The following is a 17,842-nucleotide window of genomic DNA, read 5'->3' as shown; positions in this document are numbered from 1 at the left end:
AATCCAATAAATAAGGCTGTATCAAAAACATACTACGATGTCATTTTGATACAGCCTTATCTTATCTACTAATACTACTATCACACTAATCATTTTTGAGCTATACAAGCATTAAAAATTCAATCTACCTACAAAACATTACTATCCTTTAAATAATCATAAAGCTTATTATCAACCGATTTCTCCATAATCATATTCATCGTAACAACCGGTAGTTCTTTTCCATTTTTATCTTGCATTTCAGTTTGTTCTACACTTGCTTTATCAGGTCTCGCTTTTCCTAAATAGTAAAAGTCGCTTCCCTCGTCATCATCTTTTTTCACAAAAATATGAACATCAATATTATTTTCTTTAGCGTCAATAATTGCTTGAACTTCCTTCGATTTTAATGTTCTATTACTTCTTGTATACCATTTAAGAACATCTTGATTAAGGAATTCATCACCGTAGTCCACACTGGATTCTACCTCATCATTTTTATGGTATGTAATAAATATTGGACAAGTATAATATTTTGTCTTATAACCATACATAGTTGAGCTCTCATCATTATGCCAATTTAAAAGTTTACACACATCTTTTCTTGAGTATTTTTTATATACAGTAAGGTTACTATCACACTCATAGTTTTTGCTCTTTTCCTTCGCACTTCTAACGATGTCCATAACCATATACTTAAAGTATTCATTTTGTTCTAAGCTTTTTCGAATAGAATCATTAAACATATATGTCTTATTGTTCTGTAAAGAGATAATTGGCTTTTCTCCATATTTCTTTTGACTGTTTTGTGAGAAAAACTCTAATTCAAAAATTCGTTGTACTGAAGTAATCGTTTCATCATCTGTTAAGCAATTAGTTTCTTCAAGTTGTTTTATATACTCATCCTTATCAACTTTTTCTTGCTTTAATAATAAGTCTAACAAAACGATTTCGTTTTTACGTTTTCCATTTAATACTTCCAATGAAAGCATTGTTAAAACTTTGTTTTCGTACTCTGTTAATGTAGGCACAGCTTCTTTCATTTTCAATAGGAACTGATAATAGTTCGAATATCCATCTACAAGTACAACTGGATCAATAGAATGGTTTACTATAAAGTCATATAAATATGGAATTTTTCCTATTCTATTTTTCAACTCACCAAACGCTTCCTTTAATACTTTCATTGCTGTTAAATTACTATTATTAATAGCTTTAAAGATTTGTTTTTTCGCTATCTCCTCAAAGTTAACTGTTGAAATACCTTTAATATAACTCGTGTCATTTGTATATCTGCGTATATTATCTTTATTTTGTGATCTATCTCCTGAAAGGGCAATTGGAATTAAATAGTTGTTTTTATAGTTTCCAATGAAATCAATAATCGTAACAAAATCTTTTGAATCATGTTTTCGAAGTCCACGCCCCAATTGCTGTATAAAGATAATACTTGATTGAGTTTGTCTTAACATAACAACCTGATTCACACTCGGAATATCAATTCCTTCATTAAATATATCTACCGTTAAAATATAATCAAGTACGCCATTTTCTAATTGATTCACGCGCAATTCTCTTTCCTCTTGAGAATGATCTCCTGTTAATGCAAATGTGCGAAAACCTCTATTATTTAAGGCGTGTGATAATTGTTCTGCTTCATCTTTTCGGCTGCAAAACATTAATCCTGTTACCTTTTCACCAGAAAAACCGTAATATTTTACTTTTTCCACTATATGATCCACTCGCTCTTCCGTAACAAGTTTAGATAAAACAGTAGTGTCATCTATCTTTTCACCATTATATTCAAAATCAGTTACTCCAAAATAATGGAAAGGACAAAGCATATCTTCTTCAAGTGCTTCTTGCAATCGAATTTCATAAGCAATGTTGTAATCAAATAGCTCATAAATATTAAAATTATCTGTACGTTCAGGTGTAGCGGTCATTCCCATTAAAAATTTCGGTTTAAAATAATTAATAACTCTATGATAAGAACTAGCACCTGCTTTATGAACTTCATCTATTAAAATATAATCAAATAACCCAGGATCAAATTGCTGTAAATTTTCTTCTTTTGAAATGGTTTGGATCGTCGCAAATAAATATTTAGCATTTATTTGTTTATTTGACCCTGATAAAATTCCAAAGTCCTCATCTATCCCACCAAGAACTTTTTGAAAATCGGATTTCGCTTTATTTAATATTTGCTCTCGATGAACAATAAATAACATCCGTTTAGGTGAAAAATTTCTGACATCAAATGCTGAAAGATATGTCTTCCCCGTTCCTGTTGCAGAAATAACTAAGCCTTTTTCTTTTCCAGCGTCTCGAATAGCTTGTATTTCTTGTAACGCAGCTTGTTGCATTTTATTTGGGGTAATTTTCAAAGCTTCTTCAATTGAATTATGATATTGACCAGGTAATTCTATAACTCGATCTAGTAACTTATTTTCTACAGCTTGCTCATATATTGTTTCGTAATTTGCAATCAACTCTTCAGTTAATAGTTGAGAATGCTCCCAGACTTCTTCAAATTGATTTTTAAAATGCTGTACTATCTCTCCATCTTCATGCGATGTTAACTTAACGTTCCATTCATAGTTTACCTTCAAAGCATGTGCAGTCAGATTTGAACTACCGACAATTAATGAACAATGTGTTTTGTTATCAAATATGTATCCCTTTGAATGAAAACCAGATAAATTTGTTAATCTTACTTCTACATTTTCAAGTTTCATTAACTCTCTAAACACTTTTGGTGTATTAAAGTTTAAGAATGTAGATGTTAATATACGTCCTTTAACCCCTTTTTGTTTAAGATCAAGGAAATGTGATTTTAAAGTCGCTAGCCCACTTTCCGTAATAAAAGCCACCGAGAAAATAAACGCTGTACTATTTTCAAGCTCTTCCAGCAATGAGCTTAAAACATTTTCATTTTTTTTCGTATTGTTTACTAATAATTTCGGCTTATATATTCCAGGATGATTATGTTTTTGATCAATAAACCCTTTATATAAAGACCCCTCTAATTTTCGAATAAAATTCTCCATATGATCACCATTATGACAATTTTTTATATTAATTGTATTACTCACTGATTTAAAGTGCAAATTTATTACAAATATAAAAAACTATCCGTATAAAACGAATAGTTTTTTCAAATTACTTTACAATCGATTCTTTTGATAATTTCTCAATAGTCGGGATATCCGCAGGTGCCCACTCTAAAGCTGCTAATTCATTCGGATATAACCATTTAATTGCTACATGCTCAGTTAAAACCGGACTTCCTTCAACAAGTTTACAATAGAAAGTTTTTAAATGAACGATACCAAAATCATATTCATAGGCTGTATAATCAATTTGTTCACCAATTTGCACACTACAATGCATTTCTTCATCAATTTCACGCTTTAACGCCTCTTGAGGTGTTTCTCCCTCTTCTATTTTTCCACCTGGAAATTCCCACATAAGAGGTAGCGATTTAGCTGGTCCTCTTTGTGCACATAAAATTTTCTCATCTTGAACAATTACCGCTCCAACAACATAAATATTTTTCTTCATTATGTCCTCCTTAAATCTCACAGAAACTCTATAATTTACGTTTCCACATCTTATAGACTGAAAAATGCCTTTTATATCTTTTAACGACTAATAAATTTTTAATCAGTGAGACAGACTTTATCTATTCCTATCTGGTACCTTAAATGTAATTAGCCTAACACTCTCATCTCTTTTATATTATATAGAAGTAACTACAAAAATAAAGCATGATTGAATACTTTCCTCTTAAGCCTCTTTTCTCACCATCTCTTCATACCTAAAACTACTCTCCTCCAAAAACCCCCTACTCTCCCCACTCCCCTTATAAAAACTCTCCCAACCCCGCTCCCTCAAAGTCCCCTTCCAACTATCACTCTCAACCATTCTTTTAATCACATCATCCCAATAAGCAACCTCTTCTTCCGTCATATCTTTCGGGCCCATGATCCCTTTCCAGTGCTGGAAGATGACGTCGATTCCTTGTTCTTTCCACGCCGGGATTTCTGGTAGTCGGTCTAGTCGTTTTGGTGCGGATACGGCTAGTATTTTTATTTTGCCGGCTTTGTATTGTTTTTCGGCTTCGGATAGGGTCATGGTTGCGGCGCCTATTTGTTTGTTCGTTAGGGCGTTTATGATTTTTTCTTTGTTTTCGTAGACGAAGAATTGTAGTTCGGCAGGGTTTATACCGAATGCTTTGCTTACTTGTACGAAGGATAGGTGATCGTCGTTTCCTAAGCCTGGGGCAACGCCGAGTTTAAAGTTTTTCTTGTTTTGTTTTAGTTGTTCCATGAGTTCGTTTGCGTTTTCTATGTTTGAGTCTTTTGATACAACAACGACTTCCCAGTCCGATGCTAATGTTGCGAGCGGTGTGAAGTCTTTATAGGTTAGTTTACTGTGGCCTAGTAGGTTGTTCGTTATGAGTAAGCTTGAGTTAATCGCTAGTACGTGACCGCCTTTTTGTTTCGTATATTTCCATCCGACATCACCGCTGCCACCTACTTTGTTTGTGACAGTGATCGGTTTTGTGAAGATTTTTTCTTCTTTTAGCGTTTTTTGCATCGCTCGTGCTGTTAAGTCCCATCCCGCTCCTTGAACGTTCGGCGCAACGATTTCTACTTCTTCTATGTTTACTGTATTCGTTTGCGTTTTTTCCGAAGAACAACCAGCTATTACTCCTGTCATAATCCATATACATAGTAATAATCTTTTTTTCATAGTCCTCGTCCTATGCGATATTTTCGTTCTGGTCGTCCGATAATGCCGTATGTGTACTCTACTGTGCATTCGTTTGTCACTACTAAGTATTCTAAGTATCTTCTTGCGGTTGTTCGGGAGGCACCCATTTGTTCTCCCATTTCTTCTATTGTAATGCCCTCTTCGAATCCTTTTATAATCCCTTTCACTTTTTGTAGCGTTAACGGATCCACACCTGTCGGTAAGTTTTTTATGTCTTGTGTTTGCGAAATGCCGAAGAAGTTATCGATAAGTGCTTGATTCACTTCATTGTTACTATGTAATAGTTGCTTCTTTCTTTTATAGTCTTCAATTGTGCGAACAAATTTTTCTAACGTGACCGGTTTTATAAGATAGTTGCTTACACCATTTCGAATTGCTTTTTCTAACATATGATTTTCATTTGCCGCAGTAACCATAATGACGTCAACGTTTGGAAAGTCTGCATGAATTTTCGGCAATAAATCTGTTCCGATTCCGTCTGGTAAATAATTATCTAATAGAAGTAAATCGATTTCTTCCCTTTGTAGTAGTTCCATCGTTTCTTTTGCGTTCAATGCTTTTCCAATCACTTTTACGTCCTTTATTTTTGATAAAAACTCTTCCTGAATTTGCGCGACGCGGAAATCATCTTCTGCAATTGCAACCTTCAACATATGCCCATCCCCCTGTTTGTCATGTAATTTCTCTCAATGTTTTCGGAAGGTAAATTGTAAAAATAGCTCCCCCATTTTTCTCGTTTTGAATCTCAATTGTTCCCCCTAGTAGATCTACCATTTCTTTTACGTTTGCTAGTCCATAACCACGATTGTTTCCTTTCGTTGAAAAACCTTTTTGAAAAATGGTCGTTATTTTTTCTGCCGGTATCCCTATCCCGCTATCTATCACTTCAAACACAATATCGTGCCCAATATCCGTAACGAAGAAGGAAACATTCTCTTCCTCTCGTTCGCTCACCGCATCAAACGCATTGTCGATTATGTTTCCAAGAATCGTAATAAGGTGCGAAACTTTTATATGGTCTGGTAACGGATGAAGTGCACTATCTCCTTCAATATGAAAATCGATTTTCTTCTCAGATGCTGTTCCGATTTTCCCTAATAAAATAGCTTGTACTTTCGCATCATGAATTTGATGAAATAAAATATGGTTTTGGCTTTGATGAATATTAGATTCTTGTTGGATAAATTCAATCGCTTCTTTGTAATGTCCTAACTGAAGTAATCCCGATAAGACGAAAAGCTTATTTGTAAATTCATGTGTTTGAGCGCGTAAATCCTCGGAATACTTTCTTACCTCAGATATTGTGTTCACAAGGTTTTGCAGTTCTGTTTTATCTCTAAAACTACATACAACGCCTACCGTACTGTTATTTTCAAGTATCGGCGTCCTATTTAAAATAAACACTTTATCTTGAAACGCGATTTCTTGATCGTTTTCTAACACTCTTTCCATATTAAATTCTGGTAAAACTTTTGAAATGTGCTGCTGCATATAATCATCATTTACATGTAGCATTTCTTCTGCCGACGTGTTCATCATCGTAATAAAACCATTTTGATCAATGGCGATAATTCCTTCTTTTATAGATAGTAATATCGCACTTCGTTCCCTGTATAACGCCGCGATTTCATTCGGTTCCAAACCGAGTGTATCTTTCCGAATGCTACGTGCTAAAAGAATACCGCCAACAATTCCAGCTAGTAATACAGCTAAGGAAAAGAGTATAATTTCTTTCGTTCTGCTCAGTATGTTAGATTCAATACCTTTTATTAAAAACTCTACTGTCACAACACCTACTACTTGATCGTAGTCTCCGTTATGAACAATAATGGGCGCCTTCGCCATTAAAGCAGGACCACTTTCCCCATTTCCTTCGAGCGTATAATAGCCACCAAAAGTGAGTGCTTCATAGTTATATGGATTGTTACTCTTTGTGCCAATTAACTCCGAATTAGAATGGGAATACATAACCCCAGAGCGATCTTCTATAATGACATAATCTGCACCAGCTTGCTCACGAACTTGTTCCGCAATGGATTGAATCGTACTTTTATGCTCGTTATTTTGAAAGGCATCTTTTATAGCTGGCATAAAAGAAAGAGATTTAGCTGTTTGCAGTGCTAGCTGCTCCACTTGGCGCTTCGTATCAACGGACTGAATGTAAACAAATATTCCCGCTAATAGGAGAACGACAAATAAAATTAACGCGATAATTAAGCTTACTATTTTCGTTTGCAATGATACTTTGCTTGATTTTTTCATGCTTCATATCCTTTGATAAAATATTCAAAACTATCAATCTCCTTTTTCTATTATTATGACAAAACTGAAAATGAAGCAACTATTAAAAATATCCATGTACATAAAGTACAAAAAGAATAAAATTGTCATAATATTGCGATTCCATTCTATAGACAGTACAATTCAACTACAATGAACACGCTTTCATATATACCTTTTATTACTAAGCAAGAGGAGGAATGAGTATGGCTCAAGCAAAATCTAATCGAGTCGCCGGCAATATTTTCAAAGGTTCAGTCGGCAATTTAATTGAATGGTACGACTGGTACGTTTACTCTGCTTTCGCCGTTTATTTTTCAGCAGAGTTCTTTCCTAAAGGCGATCCAACGAGCCAATTACTGAACACAGCGGCTATTTTCGCAGTTGGATTTTTAATGCGTCCTATCGGAAGTTTATTAATGGGACGTTATGCAGATCGGCACGGACGCCGGGCAGCATTAACGCTTTCGATTACAGTTATGGCCGGTGGTTCTTTAATTATCGCCTGTACACCTAGTTACGAAAGCATTGGGATTATGGCACCAATTATTTTAGTTCTTGCCCGTTTACTACAAGGATTATCACTTGGCGGAGAGTACGGAACTTCCGCAACGTATTTATCTGAAATGGCTAGTAGTGGTCGCCGTGGTTTTTATTCAAGCTTCCAATATGTAACGCTCGTTGCTGGACAAATGGTTGCGTTAGGTGTTCAAATTGTTCTTCAGCAATTACTAAGCGAGCCGGATATGAAAGCTTGGGGATGGCGTATTCCATTCATTATTGGAGCGATGGGCGCAGTAGCTGTATTATGGCTTCGCCGCACAATGGATGAATCAGAGCAATTCTCAAACATAAAATCACAAAAACGCGAAAACGCAGGAACCATTAGCACTCTTATGAAACATCCGAAAGCAGTATTAACAGTAGTCGGCCTAACACTCGGAGGCACTGTTGCATTCTATACGTACACAACATATTTACAAAAATTCATGGTAAACACAGTCGGCCTTCCGAAAGAAGTTGTAAGCTGGATTAACTTTGTCGCACTACTTATTTTCGTTGTGCTTCAACCGATTGCGGGGCTATTATCCGATAAAATTGGACGCCGCCCACTATTAATAGCTTTCGGTATTCTCGGAACATTACTAACAGCACCAATCTTCTTCTTCATGGAAAAAACGACACAACCAATCGTAGCGTTCTTGCTTATGATGGTCGGTCTCATTATCGTTACTGGTTACACATCGATTAACGCAATTGTAAAAGCAGAACTCTTCCCAACTGAAATTCGCGCACTTGGCGTAGGTTTACCATATGCGTTAACAGTTGCGATATTCGGTGGAACAGCAGAATTCATCGCATTATGGCTAAAGAGTATTGGAATGGAATCGCTATTCTACTTCTACGTAGCTGGATGTATCGCGATCAGCTTTATTACGTATTGGCGTATGGATGAGTCATCGAAGACTTCGCAGATTGAGGCGGAGCTTGGTGGTGGGGATAGTTTAGTTAATAATAAATCTAGTTAAAACTATGTATTCTATGATCTTCGTTTATCTGAAAAAGTATAATTCATTAATGTGCAACTCAAAAACCTCTACTTATATGTAGAGGTTTTTAACTTTATAACAGCAGATAAAAAACACCTTATCCTTTAGCAATTGAACAGTTAAAAAAGAACAAGTTGATTTACGGGACAGGTCTGTCAAAAATCAAAAAGAATTCATCGATCAATTTTTGGAACTTGCAGCATAAGATACACTTCCATTAAGAATCTATACGCTTTATTACCTTTTATTCTATTTTTGCACTAGAACCTTCTTTTTTGCTTTGTTCTTTGAGATATGCTTTTTCTTCTTTTGGAGTAGCTAATCTTTTTGCTTTTCCAGTACTTTCTCCACCTGCTTGCTCCCATATGTAATTATGTTCCTCAACCGCTTGAGAGAAATCACCTTTTTCCCAACGATTTAAAATCTCAACATATTTTTCTTTTTCAATTATTTTATCGCTTTGATCTAACAAGTGACGAAGCTTTTTAATATTCTCAGGAGACATTACGATAAAACCAATCTTTTTATCAGCTATTACTTTTTGATGCAACATTTTGTGCATAGAGTCAATTATGACACCCTCAGAGTTGACCAAATCGTCAATTTCCTCACCTTTGGCATCAACGGTTCTCTCTTGTATTTGCTTATTGTCACTTCCGGGGTTGAAAAACATTCCTACCATATATCCTATAAATATACCAAATACCACGATACTGACTACAATCATCAAAAAATTTTTCCATCTACCCACTTGCAATATCACCTCTATAAAGCACTTTAATATTTGCACTTTGTAGTAATTGGAGCATAAACTTAACAACTATTCTATATTTTGTATCTTGTTCAAGAACATTACAATCATTTTTCATCTTTTTTTCTCTTCCTCCGATAAAAAACTTATGTTTTCAATCAATCTAATAACATTGATTTATATTGAAATCAGTTAATATAGTAAAATTAGGAAATAGTATAAAAATAAATCTTTCTATATAAAGAGCCATTCCAAATCAAAAGATAGTACAACGAAATGTTTAAAGAACAATGTATGTAATGGGCAACAAAAAAATCCTTACAATTATATCGAACACAACTCCGATTATATCAACATTTCAGCACAACATATCGACTTACCGAAAAATTCCGCGGAAACTAGCAACCTACAAGAACCCCCTCTAAAATAGTTGTTATATATAATCAAAAATGTAGAATGAGATTGAAGATAAAAAATATTTTTAGGAGGTTATCATGACATTTGATGAATTGAAAAAAAACAAACCAACAACATCATGGGTTGAGTATGATGAAGATGGAGAATTTTTTACTGAAGAAAATATAAGTGCAACAAATAAGGTTCTTGATACTTACATTAACAATTTACAGCAATTAGGAGAGAACCCAACCGAAGTCGCAATAATGCAAGTTGTTAAAGAGGTAGTTATTAAACTAAATGAATTAAATATCGAACATGACCATTTTATCGAAACAATGGAAAGAGAAGATCTCTATGAATTTATCGATACAGCAGCACGAATAGCTGGCTTAGAATCCGAAGAAGATATAACAGAAGAATGGCGAGAATGGTAAACAAGCGCAATTTTAATAATGAAATGCACGGTGGTATAAAAAAGGACACCGTTTGAGATCCTAAGCTTAATAGGAAAATCAGCGAATTAGCTACCAATGGCTTCATAAAACAGATGCCATTGGTAGTTCTATTTGAGCAATCTAATCGTTTACCTTTAATCCTTAAATCCCCAACCAGAGACTAAATAGTTTTGAGTTTTGTTTATTGTAACGCGGATTACCTTCTTCTTATCATTTTTAGAATAACCTTCTACATCAATAAAACCATCACGTACTCCATGTAAAATCTCAACTTTAGTAACTACAAGATCTATATTTTCTTTATCCTTCATATGATTTATTGCTACTTTTGAAGCTTTATCTTGAGTAATATTTTTGCTATACATTGCGTAAGATGTGTAGCCTATTATTAATAATAAAATTGTAAAAATAGCAATATTCACCCTATTTTTCTTCTTCAATATATCCTCTCCTTAAGAAGATTTATAATATAACTATAAATCTTTTTTGAGGGGATGGAAATATAAGAGGTTCAGTTTCAAATAAGAGCCTTTGCCATTTTGCTAGTAGTAGTTATGGTGATACTTTTACAGAATTTATGAAATTTAGAAACCTGTAGAAATAAATGATGCAGTTCTTCATAACTCCCAAAATAACTTTGATGCAACTGTTTACTTTTCTTGGTTCTTGGAAAGGGCCAAATGTTATTACCCCTCAATCCAAACAAAAAAGACCACCAAAAGGCAGTCTCAAAACTCAATCTTATTCCCTATTCCCTGCTCCACCGCCTTCTCATACAAATACTTCGCAACAATTATATCCACTACCGCTAAACCAACCGATTTAAAAATAGTAATCTCTTCATCGCTTTCGCGGCCAGCTTTTTCTCCGCTTATAATTTGTCCAAGCTCTGCGTGGATGTCGCTTGCTTCAAATAAACCTTCCTGTATCGGAACTTGAAGGTCTCCTGTTTCTTCTAATGCTGCTTCTTTTGATTCGACTACTACTTTTGTTGCGCTTGCGATGGCGTGAGATGGTAGTTCTTGCATGTTTGGCCTGAATGAACCGACGGCGTTTACGTGGACGCCTTTTTGTAGTTTTTCTGAGAAGACTGGTGTGGATGCGTTCGTAGTTGTGACGATGATGTCTGCTTCGCTTATTGCTTCATTTGGATTTGTGTGAACGTAAGCAGGTTTACCAAATCTCTCTTGTATATATCGCGCAAATGCATACGCTTTTTCTTCTGTGCGATTGTATAAAATGACTTTTTCAATATCTCTAACCGCACATACTGCTTCGGTAATTCCCTTCGCTTGTTCTCCTGTCCCGATAATACATAAAGTTTTTGCGTTATGACGAGCTAAATATTTTGTCGCTACTCCTGATAAGGCGCCTGTTCGAATCATCGTTAAGTAGGATCCTTCTAAAAGTGCGAGCGGTTCTCCCGTTTGAAAGTCTGATAGCATTACAATCCCGTTTATCGTTTTCTTTCCTATCTTCTTGTTCTGCGGGACTACTGTTACTACTTTTAAACCGAGTGCTTCAAGTCCTTCCGCTACTGAAGGCATAATTAATGCCGTATTTTTCTCATTCGCAAATGGTAGTGAAGTACGTATTGGTGTGATCGTTCTTTCTGCGGAAAATTCTTGTAAAGCAAGCGCCGCGTATTCAATGACTTCATTCATATTTACTAAGTTTCTTTGTTCGTTCGCGCTTATGACTAACATATTTATTCACCCCCTCTTCTTATCCTAACAAAAATCCCCGATTCAAATCATCTCTCGGATCTACAACGAACTGATGAAATCCTGTAATAAATGCATTCCCCGTTACTTTCGGAACGACAGCTTCGTATGTATCTACCGCTGTTACCGACAATACTTCTCCTTCGAATTTCCCATCAGTAATACATTCGTGGACGAAAATTTCTCCCTTTTGTAAAGTATCTTTTGCAAAAAGAGTTGCAATTCTTGCGGAAGTTCCTGTGCCACAAGGAGAACGATCTACTTGTCCATCAGCGAAAATTGTTACATTTCGTAACGTAGCGTCTCTCCCTTTCGGTTCATCTGAAAAAATAACGCCGTATATTCCTTTTAACCCTTCTTCAAGCGGGTGCTTTACTTCCATTCGGCTCTCAATGTAGTGCTTAATTTTACCGCCCCACATTTGAATAGCAGGTAAGTCTTTGAAATCGACTTTCAAACCAAATTCTTTACTATCTACTACCGCGTAAAATGCTCCACCAAACGCGATATCTACTTGAAATTCATAGTCATCTATTTTAATAGGAACGTCTTTTTTGTATACAAATGAAGGAACGTTTTCAAATGATACGGACTCTACTTCGCTACCATTAAATTTTGCATACGCAATCACTTCACCAGCAGGGCTATCAATAATGAACTTTTGTTTTTCACCTGTCACTTCAAACATACCTGTTTCAATTCCTACTGTAATAACAGCGATAATGCCATGCCCACACATCGTACTCCAGCCTTCATTGTGCATAAATAATACGCCAAAATCAGCGTGAGCACTTGCCGGCGGTGTAATAATACAACCGTACATGCCGTGATGCCCTCTCGGTTCATACATAAGAACCTCGCGAAGATGATCCAAATGTTCCATACAGTATGCACGTCTTTCTAACTGCGTTTCTCCTTTTATTTCTGGCACGCCGCCTGTAATAATTCGAAGTGGTTCCCCAGCTACGTGCGCATCAATCGTTGTATATATTTTACTAACCTTCATTTCAATCTCTCCCCTATATGTTGATACTCTTTTTATTGCAAATATCATGCCAACGCGTAGGGTATAAATTTGTATACATTGTGTAAAAAAACATACAACACTGTCTATTTTTTTATACAGTAGACAGTCGGTGAGTATTAACCCCGAATCAGTCCTGCACTCACAAAATCCAAAACAAAAAACCCCGAAAACTCAGGGTGTGATGCTGTATAGACGAGGTTATCATCCCTTTTAAAATAAGTTTCCAAAATCAAATTTATATTTCACTCGGCAATTTTTCCCACTCACTTAAATACATGACATCTTGTTTTACGTTTTTCTTTTCAGGGAGTAAACATAGAAATTCTAAAGAATTACCGTCAGGATCATAAAAATAAAGATTTGCAGTAGGTGTCCAGGTTTGGACCATAGGCTCGGAAGGTTCAAGACCAAAAGCGGCCCTTGGGTTTATTCCTTTATTAAGAAGCCATTCCCTTGCATGAATGATTTCTTCATAGTTAACCTTGAATGCAAAGTGACTTGTATGGAATGCTTCTTCTGATACCTCCCAAATACCCAGCATTTGTTCCCTCTTATGTTCCTTATCAAACCAAAAGAATGCTACACGTCGTTCTTCAATAGTACGAGCATGAAATAATCCGAGTTTAGTATAAAACTCTTTTGCCACTTCTAAATTTTTCGTTTTAACATGTGTTTCATATAAAGTACCTGGAAACAAAGCATATTCCTCCTTTATATTTTCAGAAATTCTTACTATAAAGCCTATTTTAAGAAGCTAAAAATAGAAGTGATATCGTATTCTTTTCAATTTTGTAACCCTAATGCTTAACAAAAAGTTCTCGTTTTCACTCCCAATAACCACCAACTAAAAATAGATGCCCCCTGATTCACCACCCGATTCCACACCTCGCCTTATCATCCAACTCCCCCACAAACGAACTCTCACCAAAATTCAAAATAAAAAAGCCCCCGAAACATCGGAGGTATATATTTTAAGTAAACAGTCTAATTAAAACGAACTCTCAATTTATGAAATATTATACAATTTCCATAAAAGGTTTGATTACTTTCTACTATTTAACTATTCCCCTTTACGATAGTACCCATTTGCAATATATACATATAGCATTCCGAAAGGGGCAATAAGCGGGCTAAGCATATAAAGCATTAAAATCTTAAATGCCTTCCACATCAACATAAATAGCAATGGTAAAATAATAAAATGGCCACCCATAAGTGTATTTATCAAGTCATCCCAAACAATTGTTGCAAAAGGAAATAAAAGTCCAGCCAATACAATATATATTGCCAGCGAAAATGAAACTTCACTTACATATAGTAAAAACCCGGATACAGCTATTGAAATAATATATGATTTTACCAAATACTGAGTATCCACCCCATAAAACATTTTTCTGATAAATTGTATCATTTCGGAAATAGCACCTCCTAACATTCCATTTTATTCCTTATTTTAACATATAAAAGTCGCTTATTGATGTTTTAATTAGAATTTTCAGAAATAACTTTAAAGAAACAACTAAAAAACTATTGATTTTCGAAATGAATTTTTATTAAAACATTCAAGAAATTCATATGTTACGAAATAAAGAGAGAAGCTATTTTGACAAAAGGTTATTAAAATAACTTCTTATCTAACAGATTAAATTTTCATTAAAATCTAATCAAACCCTAACCGCCACCACATCCGGCACCCGCCTTACAATCTCCTTACCAATCTTTATACTAGCCGTTGCCGCTGGAGACGGAGCGTTGCAAATATGCAGAGAATTAATGCCAGGAATAATGCAGAAGTCATCAACCATATTGCCGTTTGATAAGATGGCTTGTGCCCTTACACCTGCATGCGTTGGGACGATATCTTTTTCTGTTAGTTCTGGTATTAAGCGCTGTAAGCTTTTTAGGAATGATTGTTTACTGAATGAGCGCACCATTTCTTTTATGCCTTCTTTCATGTTTGGCATCGCCATTTTCCAGAAGCCTGTGTATGTCATTGTTTCCATGAAGTCTTTTATGTCGAAGTCTTTTTTTGTGTAGCCTTCGCGCTTGAAGCTTAATACTGCGTTTGGGCCTGCGTGTACGTCTCCGTTTATCATTCTTGTAAAATGAACACCTAGAAATGGAAATTCAGGATTTGGAACTGGGTAGATTAAATGTTTTACGAGATGACGTTTTTCTGGGACGAGTTCATAGTATTCACCGCGAAACGGAACGATTTTCATATCTGTTAATATGCCTGTCTTTTTCGCAATGCGATCGCTATGTAAGCCGGCGCAGTTAATGAGAAATTTCGTTTTAAATGTTCCTTTGCTTGTCTCAATTGTGACGGCGTCTTTCTTCTCTGTAATACGCTCTGCGGCTGTTCCTACATGTACTTCTCCGCCGCTTTCCTGAATGAGGCGAGCAAATGCATAACTGACTCCTTTATAATCAGCAATCCCGCAGGAAGGAACCCGGATTGCGCCAAGCCCTTTTACATGCGGTTCAATTTCAACTAATTCTTCTTTATCTATTTTTGCGATATGTAAATCGTTTTGTAAGCCTCTCTCATATAAGTTATGTAAAAGAGGAAGTTCTTCTTTTTCTGTTGCGACAATTACTTTTCCACACATGTCATAAGCGATGTCATGTTCTTCACAAAATTGGACCATCGCTGCATTTCCTTCTTTTGCAAACTTCGCTTTATAACTTCCTGGTTTATAGTAAATGCCAGAATGAATGACACCGCTATTATGTCCAGTTTGATGATGTGCGAGTTCCTTTTCTTTTTCAATGATTGCAATTTTCGCATGAGGGAATTTTTTCGTTAAAGCCATTCCAGTTGAAAGGCCAACAATTCCTCCGCCAATAATTATAAAGTCATACATCCTACTTCCCCCTTAATAGTATAAAAGGCAGGTCTCTTTGTAAGACCCGCCGTACATATTATTTAGAAAAACAACCACGTTGACGCATTAGTTCTCTATATAAACCTTTATTTTTTTCGAATGCCGCTCTTCCGTGCATCCAAAACAAATTATTTAAAAGAACTAAATCACCAACTGGTAATTTTAATGCATGTGTTGCTGGTGAGTTTTCAACTGAATACGATAAATCTTTTAGATAGTTTGCTTGTTCAATATTATCTGGATACGCAAACTGATCAATAAAGCAAATACACGGTGCGTTATTTACATCAAAAAATGTTTCACGATAGACGATTTCTTGCGAGTTTTTACTTGGTGGTGCTTTATACGTAACTTTAACAGATGCGAGCGAATGATTTCTAAATTTCTGAAGATCTTCCCAATCGTCTAAATGTAGTAAACGTGATTCCCCGCCTACTGCATTTTGCTCTTCAATCTTCATCATAAGAAGCCAATCTGTCGGCTCATCAACGAATGTTCCATCTGTATGAAGTGTAAATAATCGGTACGCTTGGCGAAGATAGGAATCACTACTATCCGTATCTTTCACATTAAATCTAGCATAATACGTTCCTGTCATCGCATCAAAGTTTGGCGTTCCAATTAAATGTGTTAATGCTGTCGCAAATTTCACGTAATCTGCTGGATCTACCGTTTCGCCTTGTACCCCAATCGTAAATCCGCCCGTTTCACGGTCATGAATAATGCCGCGAATGTTATCCATAAATGATTGCCCAAAGATCTTTCTCATTCCGTCAGCAAGATTAAATCGAGAATAAGGAATGTATTGTAATGACTGCTCTGAATACTCTTTTACCTCTTCAAAAAATTGCTTAAGCAACTGCTGATTTAATACGATATGATATAAACGTTTATGCTCTGGATGAGGAACAATTTCATACCCCTCATATTTTTTTGCAAACTTCATCTTCGCACTTTGTTCTGTAATAATCGACATTTCAATTCCTCCCTAAATGAAATATGAAGAACGTATTGACGCTTTTTACAGACAGTTATCCTTATCTTCTTTATGCTGAGATTCGGTCTTACTGCCCTAACAGCAAAAAGCCAGTCATACGTATCCACGACATAACAATCGCAGATACATACAACTGGCTCATAATTACGAGTGTTCTTTAATCTCTTAAAGTACAATAATAATAGACAGTTCATATGAAAATATGTGTAAAACAGATAGGCAAGATCGAATTTAGAGAAGGCTAATTTCTCGAATGGATCTTATTAATTAAATGATAATTCAAAATATTCTAACTGTCAATTCGTTTTTTATTATTTTCTCTACATACTTTACACATTTTACAAATCCCTTTGCTTTCTGCACATCCTCTTTTTTTCGTCTCTTGTTTTACAACCTGCACTTCATTTAACTTTTTCATATTCCTTGCCTCCTCAATATAAAAAGCCAGTCGTATCCCTTTAAAAGAAATACAACTGGCTCTTGTTTATGGTAGTAAAGTGAAACTTTGATCAGTGGGGACGTAGTTCATCCCCACTGATCATTAGTTTCACTAATCGGACATTTACGGGCAGTTAATCTCCAGCTATGTTTATGAGCTGGAGGTCTTACTGCGCGTTAATGTCGGGTAAACTAGACAGTTTTTATGGTGTTGTTTCCTCGTACTCACCTTGTGGCTGTTCATCATTTAAATAACTTACATATTGGCGGTGCAAATCTTTTACTGCACTAACTATCGCATTTTGCGCTTTTCCTTGATAATGATCCGTAATATCTTGAACGATTTCTTCGATACCGTCTCGTAAACTATGTCCTCTCAAAATTTGAGCGACGAAGTCTCTACCGTGTTCTGTCGCAAGCGTACATGATGCTTCAATAATGACATGATATTTATGATCTGCCTCAATTGTAATTGTTAATGTTTCATACATACTGCGAACAGCCATCCCTTTCGGAAGTCTCGAATGTCCCGCCATAAAAAATGTCCCTTTACGCATATTTCATCCTCCGTTACT

At 35.6% G+C, this 17,842-nt stretch carries 17 protein-coding genes and 1 pseudogene; 3 read left to right on the top strand and 15 right to left on the bottom strand.

Going from position 1 to position 17,842, the window contains the following annotated elements; translation table 11 throughout:
- Positions 1-128: 128 nt before the first annotated feature.
- From DN390_RS13610 to DN390_RS13590, 5 genes are all read right to left on the bottom strand, one after another.
- Complete coding sequence (locus DN390_RS13610) at positions 129-3,029, bottom strand: DEAD/DEAH box helicase (protein ID WP_147807564.1); 2,901 nt, start codon at positions 3,027-3,029, stop codon at positions 129-131.
- A 112-nt stretch (positions 3,030-3,141) separates the two neighbouring features.
- Positions 3,142-3,543, bottom strand: coding sequence for a (deoxy)nucleoside triphosphate pyrophosphohydrolase (locus DN390_RS13605; protein WP_043938303.1), 402 nt, complete (start codon positions 3,541-3,543; stop codon positions 3,142-3,144).
- Positions 3,544-3,768: 225 nt separating this feature from the next.
- A complete protein-coding gene (locus DN390_RS13600; RefSeq protein ID WP_147807563.1) occupies positions 3,769-4,737 on the bottom strand; it encodes a tripartite tricarboxylate transporter substrate binding protein in 969 nt (322 codons plus the stop codon).
- Positions 4,734-5,411, bottom strand: coding sequence for a response regulator (locus DN390_RS13595; protein WP_147807562.1), 678 nt, complete (start codon positions 5,409-5,411; stop codon positions 4,734-4,736). Before DN390_RS13595 ends, DN390_RS13600 begins: the two co-directional genes overlap by 4 nt.
- Positions 5,412-5,430: 19 nt before the next feature.
- Positions 5,431-7,020 (bottom strand): ATP-binding protein, encoded by a 1,590-nt coding sequence (locus DN390_RS13590; RefSeq protein ID WP_147807561.1) that lies wholly within the window; start codon positions 7,018-7,020, stop codon positions 5,431-5,433.
- 224 nt (positions 7,021-7,244) lie between these two features.
- On the opposite strand from DN390_RS13590, the gene DN390_RS13585 reads away from it, so the two are divergent.
- Complete coding sequence (locus tag DN390_RS13585; RefSeq protein WP_147807560.1) at positions 7,245-8,567, top strand: MFS transporter; 1,323 nt, start codon at positions 7,245-7,247, stop codon at positions 8,565-8,567.
- Between the two features lie 139 nt (positions 8,568-8,706).
- Positions 8,707-8,793, top strand: a pseudogene (locus tag DN390_RS31635) (IS6 family transposase); the annotation flags it as partial.
- Positions 8,794-8,832: 39 nt separating this feature from the next.
- Here the strand turns inward: DN390_RS31635 and DN390_RS13575 are convergent.
- A complete protein-coding gene (locus tag DN390_RS13575; protein WP_147807559.1) occupies positions 8,833-9,339 on the bottom strand; it encodes a PRK06770 family protein in 507 nt (168 codons plus the stop codon).
- A gap of 494 nt (positions 9,340-9,833) precedes the next feature.
- Here DN390_RS13575 and DN390_RS13570 point away from each other — a divergent pair, with 494 nt between their 5' ends.
- Entirely contained in the window at positions 9,834-10,172 is a 339-nt protein-coding gene (locus DN390_RS13570) for a hypothetical protein (RefSeq protein WP_147807558.1), read from the top strand.
- A gap of 155 nt (positions 10,173-10,327) precedes the next feature.
- Here the strand turns inward: DN390_RS13570 and DN390_RS13565 are convergent, their stop codons facing one another.
- From DN390_RS13565 to DN390_RS13530, 9 genes are all read right to left on the bottom strand, one after another.
- On the bottom strand, positions 10,328-10,633 hold the full coding sequence (locus tag DN390_RS13565; protein ID WP_098608927.1) for a hypothetical protein: 306 nt from the start codon (positions 10,631-10,633) through the stop codon (positions 10,328-10,330).
- Positions 10,634-10,921: 288 nt separating this feature from the next.
- Entirely contained in the window at positions 10,922-11,899 is a 978-nt protein-coding gene (locus DN390_RS13560) for an ornithine cyclodeaminase family protein (protein WP_147807557.1), read from the bottom strand.
- Positions 11,900-11,918: 19 nt separating this feature from the next.
- On the bottom strand, positions 11,919-12,971 hold the full coding sequence (locus tag DN390_RS13555; protein ID WP_141541957.1) for a proline racemase family protein: 1,053 nt from the start codon (positions 12,969-12,971) through the stop codon (positions 11,919-11,921).
- Between the two features lie 208 nt (positions 12,972-13,179).
- Entirely contained in the window at positions 13,180-13,641 is a 462-nt protein-coding gene (locus tag DN390_RS13550; protein WP_098198865.1) for a VOC family protein, read from the bottom strand.
- A gap of 363 nt (positions 13,642-14,004) precedes the next feature.
- Positions 14,005-14,307, bottom strand: a complete 303-nt coding sequence (locus tag DN390_RS13545) for a hypothetical protein (RefSeq protein ID WP_240522521.1) — start codon at positions 14,305-14,307, stop codon at positions 14,005-14,007.
- A 301-nt stretch (positions 14,308-14,608) separates the two neighbouring features.
- Positions 14,609-15,811 carry an L-2-hydroxyglutarate oxidase gene (gene lhgO, locus DN390_RS13540; protein ID WP_098608924.1) on the bottom strand — a complete coding sequence of 401 codons (1,203 nt, stop codon included), beginning with the start codon at positions 15,809-15,811 and terminating at the stop codon, positions 14,609-14,611.
- Positions 15,812-15,869: 58 nt separating this feature from the next.
- A complete protein-coding gene (glaH, locus tag DN390_RS13535) occupies positions 15,870-16,808 on the bottom strand; it encodes a glutarate dioxygenase GlaH (protein WP_147807556.1) in 939 nt (312 codons plus the stop codon).
- Between the two features lie 310 nt (positions 16,809-17,118).
- Complete coding sequence (locus tag DN390_RS31140; RefSeq protein ID WP_002159095.1) at positions 17,119-17,247, bottom strand: hypothetical protein; 129 nt, start codon at positions 17,245-17,247, stop codon at positions 17,119-17,121.
- Between the two features lie 223 nt (positions 17,248-17,470).
- Complete coding sequence (locus DN390_RS13530) at positions 17,471-17,824, bottom strand: DUF3870 domain-containing protein (protein WP_002170612.1); 354 nt, start codon at positions 17,822-17,824, stop codon at positions 17,471-17,473.
- Between the last annotated feature and the right edge of the window lie 18 nt (positions 17,825-17,842).

The sequence above is a fragment of the Bacillus sp. SH7-1 genome, assembly GCF_008042405.1.
Taxonomy (GTDB): Bacteria; Bacillota; Bacilli; order Bacillales; family Bacillaceae_G; genus Bacillus_A; species Bacillus_A thuringiensis_N.
The sequence above is the reverse complement of the archived record's forward strand: the minus strand, read 5'-3'. Positions and strand labels throughout refer to the sequence as shown.

Bases quoted from the DNA above. Each gene is read 5' to 3' on its own strand.
- DN390_RS13610 (WP_147807564.1), bottom strand. From the start codon at position 3,029: ATGGAGAATTTTATTCGAAAATTAGAGGGGTCTTTATATAAAGGGTTT.
- DN390_RS13605 (WP_043938303.1), bottom strand. From the start codon at position 3,543: ATGAAGAAAAATATTTATGTTGTTGGAGCGGTAATTGTTCAAGATGAG.
- DN390_RS13600 (WP_147807563.1), bottom strand. From the start codon at position 4,737: ATGAAAAAAAGATTATTACTATGTATATGGATTATGACAGGAGTAATA.
- DN390_RS13595 (WP_147807562.1), bottom strand. From the start codon at position 5,411: ATGTTGAAGGTTGCAATTGCAGAAGATGATTTCCGCGTCGCGCAAATT.
- DN390_RS13590 (WP_147807561.1), bottom strand. From the start codon at position 7,020: ATGAAAAAATCAAGCAAAGTATCATTGCAAACGAAAATAGTAAGCTTA.
- DN390_RS13585 (WP_147807560.1), top strand. From the start codon at position 7,245: ATGGCTCAAGCAAAATCTAATCGAGTCGCCGGCAATATTTTCAAAGGT.
- DN390_RS13570 (WP_147807558.1), top strand. From the start codon at position 9,834: ATGACATTTGATGAATTGAAAAAAAACAAACCAACAACATCATGGGTT.
- DN390_RS13560 (WP_147807557.1), bottom strand. From the start codon at position 11,899: ATGTTAGTCATAAGCGCGAACGAACAAAGAAACTTAGTAAATATGAAT.
- DN390_RS13555 (WP_141541957.1), bottom strand. From the start codon at position 12,971: ATGATATTTGCAATAAAAAGAGTATCAACATATAGGGGAGAGATTGAA.
- lhgO (WP_098608924.1), bottom strand. From the start codon at position 15,811: ATGTATGACTTTATAATTATTGGCGGAGGAATTGTTGGCCTTTCAACT.
- glaH (WP_147807556.1), bottom strand. From the start codon at position 16,808: ATGTCGATTATTACAGAACAAAGTGCGAAGATGAAGTTTGCAAAAAAA.
- DN390_RS31140 (WP_002159095.1), bottom strand. From the start codon at position 17,247: ATGAAAAAGTTAAATGAAGTGCAGGTTGTAAAACAAGAGACGAAAAAA.
- DN390_RS13530 (WP_002170612.1), bottom strand. From the start codon at position 17,824: ATGCGTAAAGGGACATTTTTTATGGCGGGACATTCGAGACTTCCGAAA.